Here is a 17885-nt window from a genome sequence, read left to right as displayed (position 1 = left end):
CTTTTGGCGTAAATTCGCCCGCACATCGATCGCATACTCCTGGAAAGCTGCAATCTCCTGGAAGTACAATCAATTCAATACTGATTGCCTGCCATTACAGGATGGTTTGTGTGACGAGGCAATCAAAAAAAACATGCTTACCAAGATACAAAACAATCCGAGCAGAGTTTGTTGGGTGCATGGTTCGTTAAGCACCATAAAACCAAGAACGGCCGCTCCGATAGGTTCGGCCAGCCCCAACGTGGAAGTCACAGCCGCAGAAGTAGTTTTCATGCCATACAGCACCAGGGTAAATGAGAGGCTGGTTGTCAAGGTGGCAAGATTTGCGGCGACCAACGCCCCACGCGGCGTCAAGAGCCATCCAAGCGGCTGCGTACAGAGCAAGGGCGCAAGACTCAGCCCCCCGATCAGAAAGATGACCGTCATGATCTGCGATGGATCATGCCGTTGCAGCATCGGCTTGATGGCCACAAGAAATACAGCGTAGCTGCATGCCGCAAGCACAGCCAGCCCCATCCCCGGTATACTGAATTGCACTTGGCCGCCTGTACCCAGCGTCAGCATCGCAAGGCCGCACAAGGCCAAGACCGTGCCAGCATACCAGACTCTGGCAGGTTTCTCTTTCAAAAAAAACCACCCAAGAATTCCCACGACTATGGGGCAACCGCCAATAGCAACCATTGTGCTAACGGCCACGCCAATTTGCTTGCAGGCTTCAAAAAAAAAGAGCTGATAAGCAGTCAGCCCTGCGGCAGAAATAACGATATGCAATTTCGGCCAGCCAGCAGGCCGGGGGATGTTGCGTGAAATCAATCCCCACAGCAAAAGCACCAGCCCCCCACCCAGAAGACGAATGGCGCCGACGGCGAGGGGCGTAACACCATCCGGCGCAAGGGCCTGTGCCGTGCCGGAAGTGCTTGCGCAAAACGCGCCGCACAAAATAGCCAATGGCGCTTTAAGAGAATATAAAGACATGACAGTGTCTCCATATTGAAAGCAACGTACCCCTTGTCTGATTCGGCAAGGGGTACATTTTACTTTTTTGAAGAGATTATCCGACAGGTTTAATCCTGTGGCAGGCTGCAGGCCTAAGAGTTGAAGTACACAGCAATATCTTTACTGCCCAGAATATTTGTTCTGACCTCGGCTTCTGGGAGGGTAACCCAGTTTTTCTTGCTGGTACTGTAGAAAATAAATCCGAGCACTATCCAGATGCCAAGGCAGGCAAAGGGTGCACCGCCGATGAGGGCCGGAGAGCCGGGGATAAGCAGGAGCACAATGCACAGTACGGCGGTGATGGTTCCGATAGCGCAGCAAAGCAGCTTGAAGGCCTTGTTGGGAACATTAACACCACCATTGATGACGCGGCGGGCGGCCAGGCAGGTAAAGAGATAGCCGATGCCTGTACCAACGGAGCTCATATCAACCGTCCAGGCGATGGCCGAACGGCCAGCGAATGGCGTCAGAAGTGTGATTATGACGATAAAAAGCACTGCATTGTAAGGCGTGTGGTACTTGGGATGGATTTTGCCAAACCATTCGGGAAGGATCCGGCTGCGGGACATGCTGAGCAGTAACCGGCTGGCCGCGATAAAGAACCCGTTGATGCCTGTAAGGACTGCGCCAAATACGGCGCATGCAAGAACAACACTGCCGAATCGGCCAAAGGCCATGGTTGCCACTTCGCCAGCGCCCCAGGCGGCACCGCCGGTTGCGCGCTGCGCATCCAGTTTTGCGAGCATTTCCGGATAAGATATAGCCATACCCACTGCAAGCATTACCATGGCGTACAGGATAACACCTACGACAATGGCAATTATCATGATGTTTCTTGCCCGGGCGGGGTCAAAGGAGAACTCCTCCGCCGCCTGGGGAACGGTATCAAATCCGACGAAAAGGAAGGGGGAAATGGCAAAAATCAGGAGCACGCAAGACAGAGGCGAGCCATTCTCTGAAAAACCAGGAGTAAGATTACTCAATTGACTCGAATCCAGAGCAACCACACCAGCAAACAGTGCGACAATGCCAATTGTCAGCATAAAAGCCAGTACAAGCTGAATTTTACCTGCTATGCCAATGCCCCGGTAGTTGATCCAGCCAAAAATCAGGGTTCCGGCCGTCATCAACAGCACTTCCCCTGTGTATACCTGCCATCCGGCTATGGCATACAACGGGCCGAATTCAAAAATACCTGGGAACAAAAACCGAAAGATCACCGACAGCGCGGCGATATCAATGGCCACAATGGCAATGTATCCGATTACAAGCGCCCAGCCGCAGACAAACGCTGCTGTGGGGCCAAAACCTATGTATGCGTAAGCAAATGCACCGCCTGCCACAGGCGCGTACTTGATCATATAGCTAAGACACACTGCAACAAAACAAATAAGGAACGCACCTATCATGAAGCCGTAAAGCGTTCCAAGCGGCCCGGCCTTGGGCAGAAACATATCCCCCGGCAACACAAAGCAACCCCAGCCGACAATGGAGCCCAGCGCCAATGCGCAAACCTGCATTGGCGATAGTGTTTTTTCAAGCTTAACCTGTTCCGACATAATAGTACTCCCAGCACTAAAGAGTGGGCCAGAGAATCTGCTTCGACAATTGCATCGTGCACCCCGGGGGACGTCGAAACAGAATTCACTGGCTGTTGCACCTGTCCACTGGTTATTCCCTCATGTAGCTGCCGGCTGGGAATAACTGTCTTCGTGACTGTTGAGCAAAGGCTGTGCCAAATAGTGAAAAAAATCTCCAGGACAGTCTGACTACCGCAATATGTAGGTATATTGATCTATTAGTATAAAAAACCATTAGCTTCCATAAACTATTTTTTATATTTCGATGAATTTTTTCCTTTTTGCGAAAATTTTTTTCTCATTTTGAAATACTACAATTTATTTGCGGCGTTCAACAACTTGCAAAAGCCACTAATATCTCTGGCACTGTATTTGCTTAAGGACTTCATGTGAATTTGGTTACAAATTTAGAAACGGCTATTCATTACAACTTTTTTTAGACATGGAGCAAAAATGACTGACAGCAACGACGCATCCGTCATCAATGAAATAATCGCTTTGGAGCTGAAAATGTTCCAGGCAGTTAATAATGTAGGTGGCAAGGCGGACTGCCAAAATCAGCCCGAAGCTTTCCGCACCATGCGTCATATTGTATATGGAGTTCTTTCACCACAGGTTCTTGCAGCATGGCTGAGTGACCTGAGAGATGCTGAACGCGCAGGCCGAAACGTGATGACGGAAAAATACGCGTTGATGTGCGGGAGCATTGAAATGCCCGAAATTTCCCAAACCATAAAGAATATAATTTCTTGCGAATTGGCATGGCTTCAGACTGCGGTGAAGGAACATCCCGATTATTTTGACGGCAATGATGCAGATTTTTGTCGGTACCTGCTGTGCGAATTGTTGATGTATTCAGAAACAACTCTGAACGCATATTCGCAATGCATTGCCGATGCTCAGGCCACAGGGCGAAACCTTGTTCTAGAAAGGCTTGAAAATATAAAAAAACTTTTGTGTTCCACTGGTGCACACGCACCATCAGTACACTGACGCAGATTGATTTAGATCATTCGAAACAAAAGGAATAAAAATGTTATGGAGTTAGAAGTAATTGTGGTCGTCTGCGCCTGGTTCATGGGAGGATTTATTTCTGGAGTCAGCGGAATAGGCGGCGCCATGTTTGCAGTTCCGATAGCGGCCATGTTCATCCCCATACAGCAGGTTATTGTCCTCAGCTGCATTCTCAATCTCGCCATGGACGGCACGCTGACTGCTCTGCATTTTCGTTTTTGCCGGGTCAGTGCGCTGGGCCCGCTCCTGGCTGGAACAATACCAGGGTCGGTGGCAGGCCTGTTCATCTTGCAGATGGTTCCAGGACAAATATTGCAGGGAATTGTTGGTGTACTGCTGCTGCTATTTCTGCTCTGGCAACAAGTTTTTCGTATTCGCGAAAAGGGAACAGAATCATGGCTGGTAGGCGGGCTTGCAGGCTGTGCAGCCGGAGTATTTGGAACAGCAATCTCTTTTGACGGGCCGCCTGTGGGCGCATACGGCTTATATGCAGGCTGGCAGCCGAGGGTGTTTCTGGGCACGCTGGGTGTGTTTTTCATACTCAGGGGAACACTGACCTGCACATTACAGGCGTATTCCGGCCTTTATTCACCAGCAGTAATTCAATATGCGCTATACGGCTTTCCGGCCACCATGCTGGGAACATTCTGCGCATTCCCTGTTGCCAAATGGATTAATCCGGACGCATTTCGCAACATACTTAAGGTGGTCATTGCTGCGGCTGCAGTTGTTTGCGTTTACCGTGCATTAGTCTAACAGGGTAAACTTTGCGGGCAGCCGCAGGCAGATGCACTAATGCCGCCTTTGGGTTTGGTGCAAGATGGTGCGGAAAAATCAACGAAAAAGGGCTTGCATTGCTGCAAGCCCTTACTTTTTTGGTACCGGGAGCGAGACTTGAACTCGCAAGAGGTTGCCCTCGGCGGATTTTGAGTCCGCTGCGTCTACCAATTCCACCATCCCGGCAGACTGATCAAGGCACATGGGCAATGCCGCATATGCATGACGTGAGTGGCTTTGTAGCCCAAGGTGCGCCGATTCGTCAAGCCCTCAGCGCGGTTGCCTCTCTGATTGGCCAAAAGCAGCTCGGCAACGCAGCCAGACAGCGCTAACGCCCGGCTCTTGCCCCATCTTTGATTTAGAGCCAATTTAGCAGATTGCGCTTCGGCAAAACAAAATCACGGTCTTTTAATGCCCGATCCTGTCAGACACTCCTTAAGACTGTGTAATTTTACTGAGTTGATTCACGAGGAAGCCGCCCGTGGCTGGATTGCCATGCCTTGCAGGCAAAAAACTTTTTCTTTTCGTTCAAAACTTTAAAATTTCCCCGCCCAGAGCGGGAATTTACTAATTCTACCGCATCGATATTTGCAGGTAATGGCCTGTCGCGCAAAATAATTTTACAAAAAAAATCGTATCCGCTTGACACTTTCCCCCCATTTGCGTAAACACCTCTTCACGCAATGCGGGTCATTAGCTCAATTGGTAGAGCAGCTGACTCTTAATCAGTTGGTTCGGGGTTCGAGTCCCTGATGGCCCACCAGAAAATTCAGGTTCGCGGTTATACCGCGAACCTTTTTTCTTTTGTTCTATCGGTAGTTACAAAAAAACCGGCCAGTGGCCGGTTTTTTTGATCTTCAATGTTCCGATTTCTTATGCTCTGCTTCCGCTGTCACGCAGCCGAAGCCGCGCACAGGCCCAGAGCTTACAGAATATACTGGCTCAAATCCTGATCATCGCGCACATCCTGCAAATGCTCTTCCACATAGGCCTTGTTGACCACCACCTGCGCGCCGGGCATTTCAGGCGCGTCAAAGGATATGTCAGCCAGGATCTTTTCCATGATTGTATAGAGCCGCCGCGCGCCGATATTCTCCGTGCGGGAATTGGTGTCTTCGGCAAAGGCCGCAATTTCTTCCAGCCCGTCATCCGTAAAACTCAGGCGAATCTGCTCCGTACCCAGCAATGCCTCGTACTGCTTGGTCAGGGCATTGTCCGGCTCCTTGAGGATGCGCAAAAATTCTTCCCTGCCCAGGGGCTGCAATTCCACCCGCAAGGGGAAACGCCCCTGCAATTCGGGGATCATGTCCGATGGCTTGCTGAAATGGAAAGCCCCCGCCGCGATAAACAGGATGTGATCCGTGCGGATCATGCCATACTTGGTGTTGACCGAACTACCTTCCACAATGGGCAGCAGGTCGCGCTGCACGCCCTCGCGCGAAATGTCTGACGTGCGGTTTTGCGAGGAGCTGGCGATCTTGTCGATTTCGTCAATAAAGATGATGCCCGTCTGCTCCACCCTTTCGCGGGCCTTGTCCACCAGGGCTTCCTGATCCACAAGCCTGCCCGATTCTTCCTGCACAAGCACGGCAAAGGCATTGCGCACCTTCATTTTGCGGCGGCTGTGCTTGGGCGGAAAGGCCTTGCTGAACATGTCCTTAACCTGCCCGCCCATCTGCTCCATGCCGGGGATGGCAAACAGATCAACACTGCCGCCGCCCTGCTCGGTAACTTCCACTTCCACTTCGCGGTCATCCAGAAAACCAAGACGGAACTGCTGCAAAAGCTTTTCGCGCGTGGAGGCGCGCTCTTCCGACCCGAAGGAGCTGGGCAACAGCAAATCCATAAGACGCGATTCCGCAGCGGCCTCGGCAGCTTTGCGCACACGGGCATTTTCTTCATCGCGCACAAGGTTGATGCCGATTTCCATGAGGTCGCGCACCATGGATTCCACATCGCGCCCCACATAGCCCACTTCGGTAAACTTGGTGGCTTCAACCTTTACAAAAGGCGCGCCAGAAAGCTTGGCCAGGCGGCGGGCAATTTCCGTTTTGCCCACGCCCGTGGGGCCCATCATGATGATATTCTTGGGCGAAACTTCATCGCGCAACTCCGGCGCAAGATGCTGACGCCGCCAGCGGTTGCGCACCGCCACGGCAACCATACGCTTGGCCTGTTCCTGACCCACCACAAATTTATCAAGTTCGGCAACAATGCCGCGAGGTGTCAAAGTACTCATCAAATTCTCCTGATGTAGGCACATTCTTATGTATATATAGGCATTGCCACGCGCATGGCAATGGAGAAGCAAAAGGTTTTCTCCACCGCCGCAGTGTACCGCTACGCGCTGCCCTTGCGAACAGTTTCCCGCAACGATACAATGAAAAGGCAGGAGCGAGAAATCGGGCTTTTTCTTACTCGCTAATAATAATTATTGACAATAAGGCCTTGATGGCACAGAATCCAAGAACCCTGAAACAATAAGGAGTTTCCTATGGATACAGTTACTTTCAAAGGCAATGTCATGCATCTTGAAGGCACCCAGCCAGCCATTGGCGGCAAGGTCCCCGACTTCACGCTGACCGCCAATGATATGAGCCCCCGCAGCCTGAAAGACTACGCTGGCAAGGTGCTTGTGCTTGTATGCGTTCCCTCGCTGGATACTCCCGTATGCGATATGGAAGTTCGCCGCTTCAATACCGAAGCAGCAGCCTTGTCCGACAAGGTGCGTATTGTGGCAGTAAGCCGCGACCTGCCCTTTGCGCAGGCTCGCTGGTGCGGCGCTGCTGGCGTAACCGCTGTTGAAGCCCTATCCGACTACCGTGCAGGTGCCTTTGGCAAGGCCTACGGCATTCTGATCAAGGAGCTGGATCTGCTGGCCCGCTCGGTCTTTGTGGTCGCCCCGGATGGCACCCTGGCATACAGTCAGCTGGTGGGTGAAGTTGCCCACGAACCTGACTACGCAGCCGCTCTGGAAGCGGTCAAAAAGCTGGCCTAACTCATAACAGCTACCCCAAAAGCCAAAACGCCTTCCCCAACTGAAAGGGGAAGGCGTTTTTTGTGGTATTGCAACAAAGAGTGCCAGAGCAGACGTAAAGATGCGCTGCGGCGCTGCCGTCAGGAACGTCTGCGGCCCGTGGCCCCTGCAACAAACAGGCTTACAGCAAACCAGCAGCAGGCCACAAGAATAATGGTGGCTCCGCTGGCCGTAGCCAGCCATTCCTGAGCCGAAAGCGTCAGCCCTGCAAATGCGGATGTTGTGCCCACAAGAAGCGCCCACCAGAACATCCCCCCGGCGGAACGGGCAAAATTGCGGGCCGTGGCGGCGGGCACAATGAGCATGGCCGTCACCAGCAGCACCCCCACCGCCCACACGGAAAACATCACCACCAGCGCCAGCAGCCCGGCAAAAGCATATTGCCACAGCGCCACGCGCACACCGTGAACCCGCGCCATAACGGGGTTCAGGGCAATGCACATCAGCCTGTTGTAGCCCACGGCCTGAAAGGCCAGCAGGGCAACAAACAGCAAGGCCAGAAAGCCGATTTCGCCATCGGTGATGGTAAGGATATCGCCGTAAAGAAAGCGCTGCATGTCCCTGCCCACGCCTTCTGCCCGGCTCACCACGGCAAGGCCAAAAGCCACCACGGCAGAAAAAACAATGCCGATGACGGTGTCGGACGAAAGGTCGCTCTTGCGACGCACAGCCATGATGCCAAGCCCCACCAGAATACCAAACAGGGGCATGGCAAGACGCGGCGGCACAGCCAGTATCAACCCCAGCGCAACCCCGGCAAAGGCCGAGTGCCCGATGGCGTCTGAAAAAAAGGCCATGCGAAAATTGATAACTTCCACACCAAGCACTGAGGCCATGGGGGCCAGCAGCAGCACTCCGAGCAAGGCCTGCTGCATAAAGCGCATTTGCAGGCAATCAAGCGGAATCATGGAAATAAGCGCGTATATTGGGCTGAGATCAGGCACGGGAACCTCCCTGATCCGGCGCTTTTTCGCTGCAGGGTTCGCACGGTGAGGCTGCCATGCGCGAGGCCAGCCGTGCATTCATACGGGCTGCTTCGCGCCGCTCTATGGCCGCATAGTTGGGCAGCAGGCCCTCGGCTTCGCTCACCACGCCGCACTGAGGGCAGCCAGGGTCTTCAGGGTCGCACTGGTCCGGGTACAGGTGGATAGGCACGCCAAAAAGCTCCATGAGGGTGGAGGATGTCAGCGTGGCGCGCGGCGCGCCTGTGGCGCATACGGTCTTGTTGAGGCAGATCACGTGGGTTGCGTAGTGCGCCACCAGAGGCAGATTGTGGCTGACCATGATCTGCGTAAAGCCGCGCTCGCGCCGGGCGGTGTCCAGCAATTCCCAAAAGAGCCTCTCGCCGCGCACGTCTACGCCTGCCGCAGGCTCGTCCAGCACCAGCAGTTCCGGATTGCGGCCAAGGGCCGCAGCCAGCAGCACACGGCGCAGTTCGCCGCCAGAAAGGTCGCCCATACGACTCTGCTCCAGATGCTCGGCCTTGACCATCTGCAAAAGGCGGCGGCCCTCGCTGCGCGCCCAGGGGCGCAGTCCCAGCCACAAGGGCTGGCGCTGGCGGCTCAGGGCCAGAAATTCGCACACGCGCAAGGGCAGGCTACGATCCATAATCAGATGCTGCGGCACATAGGCCATGCGGGGCTGGCGCTCAAGGCCAGCAAACTGGATGCATCCCGTATAGGCCATTTCACCAATAAGGCAGAGCAGCAGCGTGGTCTTGCCCGCCCCGTTGGGGCCCACAAGAACCGTACTGCCGCCAGCTGGCGCAGTGGCGCAGATATTGTTCAGAATACGATTGCCCCCCCGGCTGAGGCATACATTCTCAAAGCAGACCGAGGGGGCAAGCAAGCTCTTATTTGCCAAAATATTTCTCTAACGTGGCAATGTTTTTGGACATGACGGTTTCATAATAATCAAGGGACGCGTCAGACGCCCCCGAGGCCAGCGGGTCAAGCTGCACTGCCGGAACACCCGTTTCTGCCGCAAGGGCGAGCACGGGCTTGTCCGAATACTGCGGCTCACCAATGAGCACGACCGGCTTGGATTCTCTTATTTTTTTCACGAGATCGAGCAGGCGCGCCGCAGAAGGCTGGGCCTCTTCATCTTCCTGAATCACATCCACAAGGTTCAGTCCGGCATCGCGCACAAGGTAGGCCATACCATCGTGCAGGGCCACCACATTCTTGTTGGCGGCATTGGCCCCCACGGCGGCAAGGCGCTGGCCCAGAGTCTCAAGCCTGGCGGCATAGGCTTCCGCAGCCTGCGGGCAGTTTTTTGCGGCAACGGGCGCAGCCGCAGCAAGGCCACGGCCAATGTTACGCGCCATCACTGCAGCTTGCAGCGGGCTGGAAAAAGCGTGCGGATTCAGGCCGCCGTGGTCGTGCCCATGGTCATGGCCGTGACCGTGTTCATGAGCATGATCATGCCCTTTTGCCGCTGCCCCAGGGTTGTGGTCATCCTTATGGGCAACGTCCGCCTTGTCGTGGTCGGCATCGTGATCTTCGTCATGTTTTTCAACAATGGCGTTTACGCCCTTGCTGCTGTCGATGATGGCGATCTTCTTGCCTGCGGCGGCAAGCGGCTTTTCCAGAAAGGACTCCATACCCAGGCCGTTGATGATCACAACATTGGCCTTGGAGAGTTTTTGCATGTCCTTGGGGGTCAGCGCGTAGTCGTGCGGGCAGCCGGTCTGGGCGGGAATGAGCAGGTCAACCTGTACATCCGGGCTTGTCTGGGCAACAGCGCGGGTCAACAGATATACGGGATAGGTGGTGGCAAGAACGCGCACCTTGGGCTCGGCGGCAAACGCGCAAGTAACCGCAAAAGCGGCTACGAGCAGCGTGCATAAAAGTGCCAGGCCGTGATGTTTGCCCTTACGAAACAAGACAGAAATACAATTTTGCATGGTACTTGCTCCTGTTTGCAAAGCAAATTGGTCAGATAAGACCCCGCAGCAGCCGTGTCAAGCCGGATATTTTCAATCCTCCAGCGGCTAATTCTGCGCAGATGGAAGCCAGTGTTTGATGAATCTGCCTTCTTCAATTTCAAAATACGCCTGCATCAGCTCTTCATCCGTATTCATGACAATGGGGCCGCCCCAGGCAACTGGTTCCCGCAAGGGCGCGCCGGAAACCAGCACAAAGCGGCATTCTTCTTCGCCGCCTTCAAAGGCCACGGTGTCCCCATCGACCAGAAGGTAAGCATGCCGGGCCAGCATTGGCTCCCTGCCATCCATCAAGAAACAGTCGCCAGCATACAAATAGGCAAAAACCGTGTGCGCGGGGTTTGTTTCCACCTGCCAGCGCGCGCCGGGCTTGAGGCGCACGTCCAGAAAACGCACGTCCACATAGTCGCCGCGCGCAGCACCTTCAACCCCCTTGTATTCACCCGCGACCACGGCCACGGAAGCGGCCTCTTCCTCAACACGTGGCACCATATCGAGGGTGATGTCGCGGTACTTGGGATCGGTCATCTTGTGGGCGGCCGGCAGATTGATCCAGAGTTGCAGGCCGAGCATGCGCGGCGAGGCAAGGGGCATCTCCTGATGCAGGATGCCGCTCCCGGCGGTCATCCACTGGCAGCCGCCATCACGGATAACGCCAGCATTGCCCAAACTGTCCTTGTGCTCGATGACGCCATTCACAAGATAGGTGAAGGTTTCAATGCCCCGGTGAGGATGCATGGGAAAACCCTTTACGTAATCCTCCGGATTTACGGAATCAAAGGCATCAAGCATAAGAAAGGGATCAAACGTTTTGACTGTGGGCGAACCAAGCACGCGCACAAGGCGCACACCTGCGCCATCAATGGTGGGACGCCCTGTGACGTCTCCGGTGATGGATCGTAACTGCATGTGCTGCCTCCTTGTGCCGGGCTTTTCGCCATACTAGCAGTAAGCCTGGCTTGCTTTTTTTACAGTGGGCCGTATGCTGCCGACCTGTTCACGCTCAAAACGCGCAGCCAGCAGCCTGGGAGAAAACGTGTCGAAATTTCTGAGCAGACTCGCGCCTGCCGCCCTCTGCATAGCCCTTGGCTGCCCGCCCACGGAACTTGTTGCCGGGGGCGCATCGGTTGCGCCTGCTGCCGCCAGCGCAAAACTTGCCACGGAACTTGCCACGGAACTTGTTGCGGAACCCAGCGCGGGCCAGCCAGACAGTCCAGAATCTGAGGCCGGGCAAACCGAAGCGCAGGGCACTTCTGCCAGCAGCCAGCGTGCAGAGCCTGAATCTTCGCCAGCAATACCGGAATCAGCCCATCCCAAGACAGCCGCCAATGCCGAGGTCTGCCGTTCCTTGCCGCCTCTGCGAGAGCTGATTACATCCCCCTTTGGCAACCGCCGCATGCCCGGCTGGCTCAGCAGGCGCGGCATGGTCATGCGCGATCATGGGGGCATAGACATTCGCGCGCACATGGGCTGGCCTGTCACGGCCTTCAAGCCCGGCACAGTCATCCGCGCTGGCGAAAACGGCCCACTGGGCCTCTCCGTTGACATCCGCCAGGAAGACGGCATGACGGCGCGCTACGGGCACATGTCAAAAACTCTGGTAAAAACCGGGCAGCGCGTTACCGCAGGCGAACCCGTGGGGCTTGTAGGCTGTACCGGCAGAACCACCGGGGCCCACCTGCACTTTGGCCTGCTGGACGCCTCGGGCAAGGCCGTTGACCCCCTGCCCTATCTGCATTCTGCTGATGAAGTGCTGCGCCCCGACCCGGCGAGCATACCGCCCGTCATTGAAGCGCAGTCTTGCGGGCCTGTGCTGCGCGGCCCCAACGGACGTCCTACCCGCATGGGCACTACGCTGAAAGATCTCGATAACTACACTCCGCCGCCCATCCCCACCTGGGATCAGCGCCGATAGCACGAACAGCCTGCCTGCGCATTGCGCAAAATTCCGGGCTGAGTTCCGGGCAGATTCCACCCCGATCAGGGGAACGCCGTGCAAAGCAGCGGCCCAAGCACTGGCCAAAGCAATAATCTGCGCAATGGCCTGATTCTAGGCCGGATTTCGCTTTCTCCGGCTTTCCGCAGTACGGGCCTTTTTGCGCGCTTTGGGCCACAGGGCCGCCACAAGCACAAGCTGCCCAACCACCAGCACCGGGTCGCGGTCAAACAGGCCCGCGCCGAGCACAAGGCCCGCCCCAAGCAGGGCTGCGCCCCGGCTGGCGTAAAACCTGCCCGCAAGCTGCAAGACAACACCAAGCCCGACCAATATGGCAAAGAGCATTGCCGGGGCGGTTTCCGGCGCAAGAACAATGGGCAAACCGGGCAACGCAGACGAAATATCCGCCTGCGCCGCCGCAGCTGCCAGAGCAAATACCGTCAATGCTAATCCCAGACCAGCGCGCACCACTCGCCGTCAATAACGCGGCGGGGCTTGGGCAGGCATTGGCCCATGTAGGCTTCTTCCACGCTGTCGGCCTGAATTTCAAGCAGGCCTGAGAGCACCAGGCATGCGCCGGGCTTGCAGGCCCACACAATGCGCTGGGCAAGATCAATCAGCGGGCGGGCCAGAATATTTGCCAGCACCAGATCATAGGTACGGCCTTCAAGGGCGTCTATGCTGCCAAGGCCCACTTCAAAGCCTTCGATTCCGTTGATCTGCCTGTTTTCAATGGCATTTTCCACGGCCAGCATGTCGATGTCGTAGCCTTCACCGGTCAGGCCGCTCTTGCAGCAGGCAATGCCAAGCACGCCCGAGCCAGTGCCGAGGTCCAGAAAATGCTGGCCCGGCTTGACGCGCCCAGCTTCCACGAGCTCGCTCAGCACGGTGAGGCACAGGGCCGTGGTGGCATGATGGCCCGTGCCAAACGCGCTCTTGGGCTCGATAACAATCTTTTCCCGACCAGGAAAATCATTGCTGTCGGCAAGCCAGGGGGGCAGCACCACAAACCGGTTGCCGCAGGGCACAGGCGTAAAAAACTGCCGCCATGCTGCCAGCCAGTCCTGATCCTCAAGCGTGGTCAGGGTGTATTCCGCAGCGGGAATGCGGGCCTGAAGGTCGCTTTGCAGGTTGTTGATGAATTCGGGGTTTTCGCAATGCACGCGAAAGCGGGTTTCACCCGTGGGCAGGGTTTCTTCTTCCCAGCCAAAGGGCACACCCAAGGTCAGCAAGCCGGTGGCGCGGTCTGCATCTTCTTCGGCCACAACCATTTCCAAACGAAAAATCTGCTTCATAATCCTCTCGCTCAGTGTTTGCGGCGGGGCCACTGGCACACCAGCCGACCAGCCAACAATGCCAGACTTCCCCTGCTGGGTCGAGTCCCTTTGGTGGGCCGAACCTCTTTTGCGGGGGGGCTGGCCCACTGCAATACCTACTTAATCAATAAGGATTGCCATGCGCCTCAAATGCGGGTATAGTAACTAACTTATCGAAGCCTTTGTATTCCCCTTTGCAAGGAACATCCATGTCTGACTCCCTGTGTCCGCCTCTGTCACCCGAGGAAACATCGACCAGTCTTTCCCCGGCCCATGCCGCCGAACTTGAGACCCTGCTGGAACGCATCCGCACCGATTTTGATGTGGAATTCGAGCCGCTGCATGTGGACGAAAATCCCCTTCAGGTGCTCTCCATACAGAACATGAGCGCGCATCTGGACAAGCTGCTGCAACGCAAGGCCATCCATGATCCGCTCAAGGATCTGCCCCTGTGGGCAAAGCTTTGGCCCGGTTCGTTTGTGTTGGGCCGTTTGCTGCGCAAGTATGAACCGCAGGGCAAAAGCCTGCTGGAGCTTGGCGCTGGCTGCGGCGCGCTGAGCCTAGTGGCTGCCCGCTACGGATTTGCGCGTGTGGTGCTGAGCGATGTGGTGGAGCAGGCCCTGCGTTTTGCCAGGGCCAACGTGCTGCGCAACGGTCTGGGCGACCAGATCGAGGTCACCCACGTGGACGTGACCGCGCCGGGCCGCGACCCGCGCTTTGCCAGCGGCTTTGACATTATCGCCGCCTCGGAAATCCTCTATCTGGACGACCTGCACAGGCCGTTGGTCAAGTTTGTGGATCGCCACCTCGCACCCGGCGGCAAGGCCTTTTTCTGCACCGACGTGGCCCGCGCCAAACCCCATTTTGGCAAAATCGCGGCCAAGACCTTCAAAATTACCGAAGGCCGCATCGGCGTTAAATCCCACGACGAAAACGGCGAAGAACAGCGCCGTCTGTACAGTATTCTGATTCTGGAGCGGCCATGAACGAGCAGTTGCCCATCATAACTCTGGCCCCTTGCCCCAAGGGCTACACGCGCGATCTGGACAAAACCATGAGTCCCGCGCAGACCATTGCCCGCGTGCGCGAGCGGCTGGATTCCTCCCGCCTCGACATTTTGTCAAAAACGCGCCGCGTGGACGTGGGCAGGCTTGGCATTCCCGTGTTTCTGAGCGTGTGCGGTGCCGATGCCCGCCGTATCATGCCCACCCGCAAGCAGATGGGCAAAGGCTCCTCCGCCGAACAGGCCGAGGCTTCGGCCCTCATGGAACTGATGGAGCGTTATGCCTTTTTCAGCTTTTGGGAAGAACGCCCCCACATGGTCAGCGCCACATGGAGCGAGGCCGAGGCCCGTTTTGGCAGTGATCTGCTGCCCATTGAGGCCATGCTGCGCTCGGTGGACGACACCCTTTCGCCGCAGGATGCCCGCCGTGTGCTTGATCTCACGCGCTGGCAGTTCTACCCCGCTACCCGCCTGCTGGACGGCAAAACCGTGTGGCTCCCGCTGGACTGGTTCAAACTGCTTGGCGAATTCAACGGCACCTCGGCTGGCAACAGCCGCGAAGAATCGCTGCTGCAAGGCCTGAGCGAATTGATTGAGCGCCACGTGTGCTGCCGCGTTGACCGCAACCTGCCCACCACGCCCACCATCGACCCGGCATCCTGCGCCTTTGACCCGGTGCTGGCCGAACTGCTGGCGGCCTTTGACCGCGAGGGCGTGCACATTGTGCTGAAAGATTTTTCCCAGGGCATGCCCCTGCCCACGGTTGCCGCCGTGGCCTGGGATCCCAAAACCTTTCCCGACAGTTCTGAAATCGTCTACACCGCCGGTACTGCGGCTTCCCCTGCCAAGGCGGCTATCCGCGCGGTTACGGAAGTTGCCCAGCTTGCAGGCGATTTTTGCACCCGCGCCTGCTACGAAGCTTCGGGCCTTTCCAAGTACACGACCCTTGAACAGGTCAACTGGCTTATCGAAGGCCCAACCGTCTCCCTCGCCAGCCTGCCCACCGTGGAGAATGCCGATATCCGTGAAGAACTGCTCACAGCCCTGCGCGGCCTTGCTCCGCTGGAGCTTTACGCGGTAGAAACCACGCACCCGCGCCTCGGCATCCCCACCCATTACAGCATTGTACCGGGCCTGCATTTTCGCGAGCGCGACCGCAACCAGAGCCTTGGACTCTTTGTGGGCCGCAAACTCGTGGAAGAAGCCGATGCGGAGACAGTGCTGCACGGCCTGAAAGTGCTGGAATCATGCTATCCCGGCGCGCATTTTCTGCCATTCTTTGAAGGCATGCTGGCCCTGCGCGCGGAAGATTTCAACACGGCCCGCAGCGCCTTTGCCGCAGCCGTGCCTCTGCAACCCGACGCAGATTCCCAGGCTCTGGCCTCCTTTTACCTTGGCTATGCAGATACCCTCGAATGCCGCTGGCAGGAGGCACTGCCCGCGCTGGCAGCCGCTGCCAAGCTCTGCCCGGACATGAAGGAATACGGCAACCTGCTTGGCGTGGCCCACTTCAAGACCGGCGACTACGCCAAGGCGGCAGAGGCCTTTAAGGCTGTGCTGCGGGTGGACAAAGGTTCTGCAATGGACCTCGCCAACCTCGGCCTGTGCGAAAAATTCATGGGCAATGCCGAGCAGGCCCGCGAATATCTGAGCGCCGCGCTGGAGCTTGACGCCAGCCTGGATTTTGCCCGCAACCATCTGGCGGAACTGGAAGGACAGGCGAACTGATCAGACTCCATAACTGGCTCCATCCCTTAACCGGGAATTGGCTTGCCTGCCAGGCCTGATGGCGCAAATACGATTTTGCCGCGCTGAATGCGTCAGCGCCGGGGTTTTGATGCTACCGTGCAGGAGTACGGACGCGCAAAATCCCGGCGCTTGCTTTTCAAAAGCTGCAAGTCCATTGCCTGGGCGCTGCCAACACTCCATTGATATTCTTGATAAAATACACATTTTGCCTCAGCATGTCTCTGAGGGTATAAGAATACGCGCTTCACGCAGTAAGATTGCGGCTGCCTGCCTGTTGCGTAAAAGCGAGTGCACGGCAACTGTGCGGTGAAACTGGAGAAATATAGTGAGCTTTGCAGTCAAGGAAATTTTTTATACGTTGCAGGGGGAAGGGTTCCACGCAGGCCGCCCCGCAGTTTTCTGCCGTTTTTCCGGCTGCAACCTGTGGTCAGGACGGGAAGAAGATCGCAAATTTGCCAAATGCCCATTTTGCGATACAGACTTTCTCGGGGCCGAGAAATCGGGCGGAGAATTCAAAAACGCCGCTACGCTGGCCCAGGCGATCTGCTCTTTTTTCCCCAGCTATACGCATCCGGGCTATCGGCCTTACGTGGTCTTTACAGGGGGGGAACCTGCCCTGCAACTTACCGAAGAATTGTTGCAGGAGTTGGGCCGCTGCGGTGTGGAGACGGGAATAGAAACCAACGGGACGCTTGCCCTGCCTGAGGGCTTGGACTGGATTACGGTCAGCCCCAAGGCGGGAACGAAACTGGTTGTTACATCCGGGAGCGAGCTAAAGCTCGTCTGGCCTCAAGAGGCCATCTCCGTACAGGATTTTGAGCAACTGGATTTCAAACATTTTTTTCTGCAACCCCGCGACTATGCTGGTCAGTCACAGGCAACGGAAGACGCGGTCAGCATCTGCCAGGATCGCCCACTGTGGAAGCTCAGCCTTCAGACACACAAGTTTATCGGGATTTCGTAGGAGAGCATATGGATATTTACGTTACTATGACGTTTGACGCAGCGCACCGGTTGCCCGCTGTTCCGGCAGGCCACAAATGCGGCAATCTGCATGGGCATACTTTTGTTGTTGAAGTTTATGTACAGGGCGAAGTGTCTGAAACCAATGGCTGGGTTGTTGATTTTGGCGACATTAAATCGATTGCGAAGTCGTATGTTGACCAGCTGGATCACACGTATCTGAATGATATTGAAGGGCTTGAAAATCCCACCAGCGAGAATATCGCCATCTGGCTCTGGGGCAAGCTGGATTCCCAGATCAGGGGGCTTTCAAAAATCGTGGTCAAGGAAAGCCCCACCTCTGGCGCCGTGTACACCGGGAAGTAGGGGAAGTAGGAAAAAACAAGGAAGGCAATGGAAAGAGAACGGCAGATGTGTTGCAGCGAGGGCTGAGGCTGCTAGGCCGATATGCGAAATTTCAGTTTTCCGTATGGTGGTAGTTTGATGAGGTTGGGGCGTTTTCACTGCTTCTGAACGAGTGCGAGTATACGTTTGGCGTCAGAAATCGTCCCAGAGTATTGCCGGAAACTA

Annotated in this window: 17 protein-coding genes and 2 tRNA genes; 9 read left to right on the top strand and 10 right to left on the bottom strand. The window is 56.1% G+C overall.

All coding sequences use genetic code 11. The features are described from left to right. Positions 1-69: 69 nt before the first annotated feature. Positions 70-975: a DMT family transporter gene (locus ACUZ9P_RS10270; RefSeq protein WP_449249622.1), complete on the bottom strand. Its 906-nt coding sequence runs from the start codon at positions 973-975 to the stop codon at positions 70-72. A 113-nt stretch (positions 976-1088) separates the two neighbouring features. Beyond that, positions 1089-2555 (bottom strand): APC family permease, encoded by a 1467-nt coding sequence (locus ACUZ9P_RS10265; RefSeq protein ID WP_449249621.1) that lies wholly within the window; start codon positions 2553-2555, stop codon positions 1089-1091. 474 nt (positions 2556-3029) lie between these two features. On the opposite strand from ACUZ9P_RS10265, the gene ACUZ9P_RS10260 reads away from it, so the two are divergent. Then, a complete protein-coding gene (locus tag ACUZ9P_RS10260) occupies positions 3030-3569 on the top strand; it encodes a DUF4125 family protein (protein ID WP_297893656.1) in 540 nt (179 codons plus the stop codon). Positions 3570-3614: 45 nt separating this feature from the next. After that, positions 3615-4346, top strand: coding sequence for a sulfite exporter TauE/SafE family protein (locus tag ACUZ9P_RS10255; RefSeq protein ID WP_449249620.1), 732 nt, complete (start codon positions 3615-3617; stop codon positions 4344-4346). A 120-nt stretch (positions 4347-4466) separates the two neighbouring features. Here the strand turns inward: ACUZ9P_RS10255 and ACUZ9P_RS10250 are convergent. Further along, a tRNA-Leu gene (locus tag ACUZ9P_RS10250) sits at positions 4467-4553 on the bottom strand. Between the two features lie 501 nt (positions 4554-5054). Between ACUZ9P_RS10250 and ACUZ9P_RS10245 the strand changes: the two genes are divergently transcribed. Beyond that, positions 5055-5130, top strand: a tRNA-Lys gene (locus ACUZ9P_RS10245). Between the two features lie 162 nt (positions 5131-5292). Here the strand turns inward: ACUZ9P_RS10245 and hslU are convergent. Next, positions 5293-6606 (bottom strand): ATP-dependent protease ATPase subunit HslU, encoded by a 1314-nt coding sequence (hslU, locus tag ACUZ9P_RS10240; RefSeq protein ID WP_297893651.1) that lies wholly within the window; start codon positions 6604-6606, stop codon positions 5293-5295. Between the two features lie 255 nt (positions 6607-6861). On the opposite strand from hslU, the gene tpx reads away from it, so the two are divergent. Next, a complete protein-coding gene (tpx, locus tag ACUZ9P_RS10235) occupies positions 6862-7365 on the top strand; it encodes a thiol peroxidase (RefSeq protein ID WP_449249619.1) in 504 nt (167 codons plus the stop codon). Between the two features lie 119 nt (positions 7366-7484). Here the strand turns inward: tpx and ACUZ9P_RS10230 are convergent, their stop codons facing one another. The 4 genes from ACUZ9P_RS10230 to ACUZ9P_RS10215 form a co-directional block, all read right to left on the bottom strand. Beyond that, positions 7485-8348: a metal ABC transporter permease gene (locus tag ACUZ9P_RS10230; protein ID WP_449249618.1), complete on the bottom strand. Its 864-nt coding sequence runs from the start codon at positions 8346-8348 to the stop codon at positions 7485-7487. Beyond that, on the bottom strand, positions 8341-9267 hold the full coding sequence (locus ACUZ9P_RS10225; protein ID WP_449249617.1) for a metal ABC transporter ATP-binding protein: 927 nt from the start codon (positions 9265-9267) through the stop codon (positions 8341-8343). Before ACUZ9P_RS10225 ends, ACUZ9P_RS10230 begins: the two co-directional genes overlap by 8 nt. Then, positions 9257-10309 carry a metal ABC transporter solute-binding protein, Zn/Mn family gene (locus ACUZ9P_RS10220; RefSeq protein ID WP_449249616.1) on the bottom strand — a complete coding sequence of 351 codons (1053 nt, stop codon included), beginning with the start codon at positions 10307-10309 and terminating at the stop codon, positions 9257-9259. The genes ACUZ9P_RS10225 and ACUZ9P_RS10220 overlap by 11 nt, the downstream gene beginning before the upstream one ends. Before the next feature lie 87 nt (positions 10310-10396). Continuing rightward, positions 10397-11257 carry a pirin family protein gene (locus tag ACUZ9P_RS10215; RefSeq protein ID WP_449249615.1) on the bottom strand — a complete coding sequence of 287 codons (861 nt, stop codon included), beginning with the start codon at positions 11255-11257 and terminating at the stop codon, positions 10397-10399. A 127-nt stretch (positions 11258-11384) separates the two neighbouring features. On the opposite strand from ACUZ9P_RS10215, the gene ACUZ9P_RS10210 reads away from it, so the two are divergent. Beyond that, on the top strand, positions 11385-12263 hold the full coding sequence (locus tag ACUZ9P_RS10210) for a M23 family metallopeptidase (protein WP_449249614.1): 879 nt from the start codon (positions 11385-11387) through the stop codon (positions 12261-12263). A 135-nt stretch (positions 12264-12398) separates the two neighbouring features. Here the strand turns inward: ACUZ9P_RS10210 and ACUZ9P_RS10205 are convergent, their stop codons facing one another. After that, positions 12399-12728 (bottom strand): hypothetical protein, encoded by a 330-nt coding sequence (locus tag ACUZ9P_RS10205; protein WP_449249613.1) that lies wholly within the window; start codon positions 12726-12728, stop codon positions 12399-12401. Positions 12729-12730: 2 nt separating this feature from the next. After that, the gene (locus ACUZ9P_RS10200) at positions 12731-13579 is read right to left on the bottom strand and encodes a 50S ribosomal protein L11 methyltransferase (RefSeq protein ID WP_449249612.1); all 849 of its coding nucleotides are present in this window, start codon (positions 13577-13579) and stop codon (positions 12731-12733) included. A gap of 230 nt (positions 13580-13809) precedes the next feature. Between ACUZ9P_RS10200 and ACUZ9P_RS10195 the strand changes: the two genes are divergently transcribed. The 4 genes from ACUZ9P_RS10195 to queD all read left to right on the top strand — a co-directional run bounded on the left by ACUZ9P_RS10195 (position 13810) and on the right by queD (position 17681). After that, on the top strand, positions 13810-14586 hold the full coding sequence (locus ACUZ9P_RS10195; RefSeq protein ID WP_449249611.1) for a class I SAM-dependent methyltransferase: 777 nt from the start codon (positions 13810-13812) through the stop codon (positions 14584-14586). Continuing rightward, positions 14583-16331, top strand: a complete 1749-nt coding sequence (locus ACUZ9P_RS10190; RefSeq protein ID WP_449249610.1) for a YcaO-like family protein — start codon at positions 14583-14585, stop codon at positions 16329-16331. Before ACUZ9P_RS10195 ends, ACUZ9P_RS10190 begins: the two co-directional genes overlap by 4 nt. A gap of 346 nt (positions 16332-16677) precedes the next feature. After that, entirely contained in the window at positions 16678-17316 is a 639-nt protein-coding gene (queE, locus tag ACUZ9P_RS10185) for a 7-carboxy-7-deazaguanine synthase (protein ID WP_449249609.1), read from the top strand. A gap of 8 nt (positions 17317-17324) precedes the next feature. Then, positions 17325-17681 carry a 6-carboxytetrahydropterin synthase QueD gene (queD, locus tag ACUZ9P_RS10180; RefSeq protein ID WP_411330884.1) on the top strand — a complete coding sequence of 119 codons (357 nt, stop codon included), beginning with the start codon at positions 17325-17327 and terminating at the stop codon, positions 17679-17681. Positions 17682-17885 lie beyond the last annotated feature (204 nt).

The organism is Desulfovibrio intestinivivus, from assembly GCF_053570665.1.
Note: the sequence above shows the minus strand (reverse complement) of the source record. Positions and strands in the feature narration are given on the sequence as shown.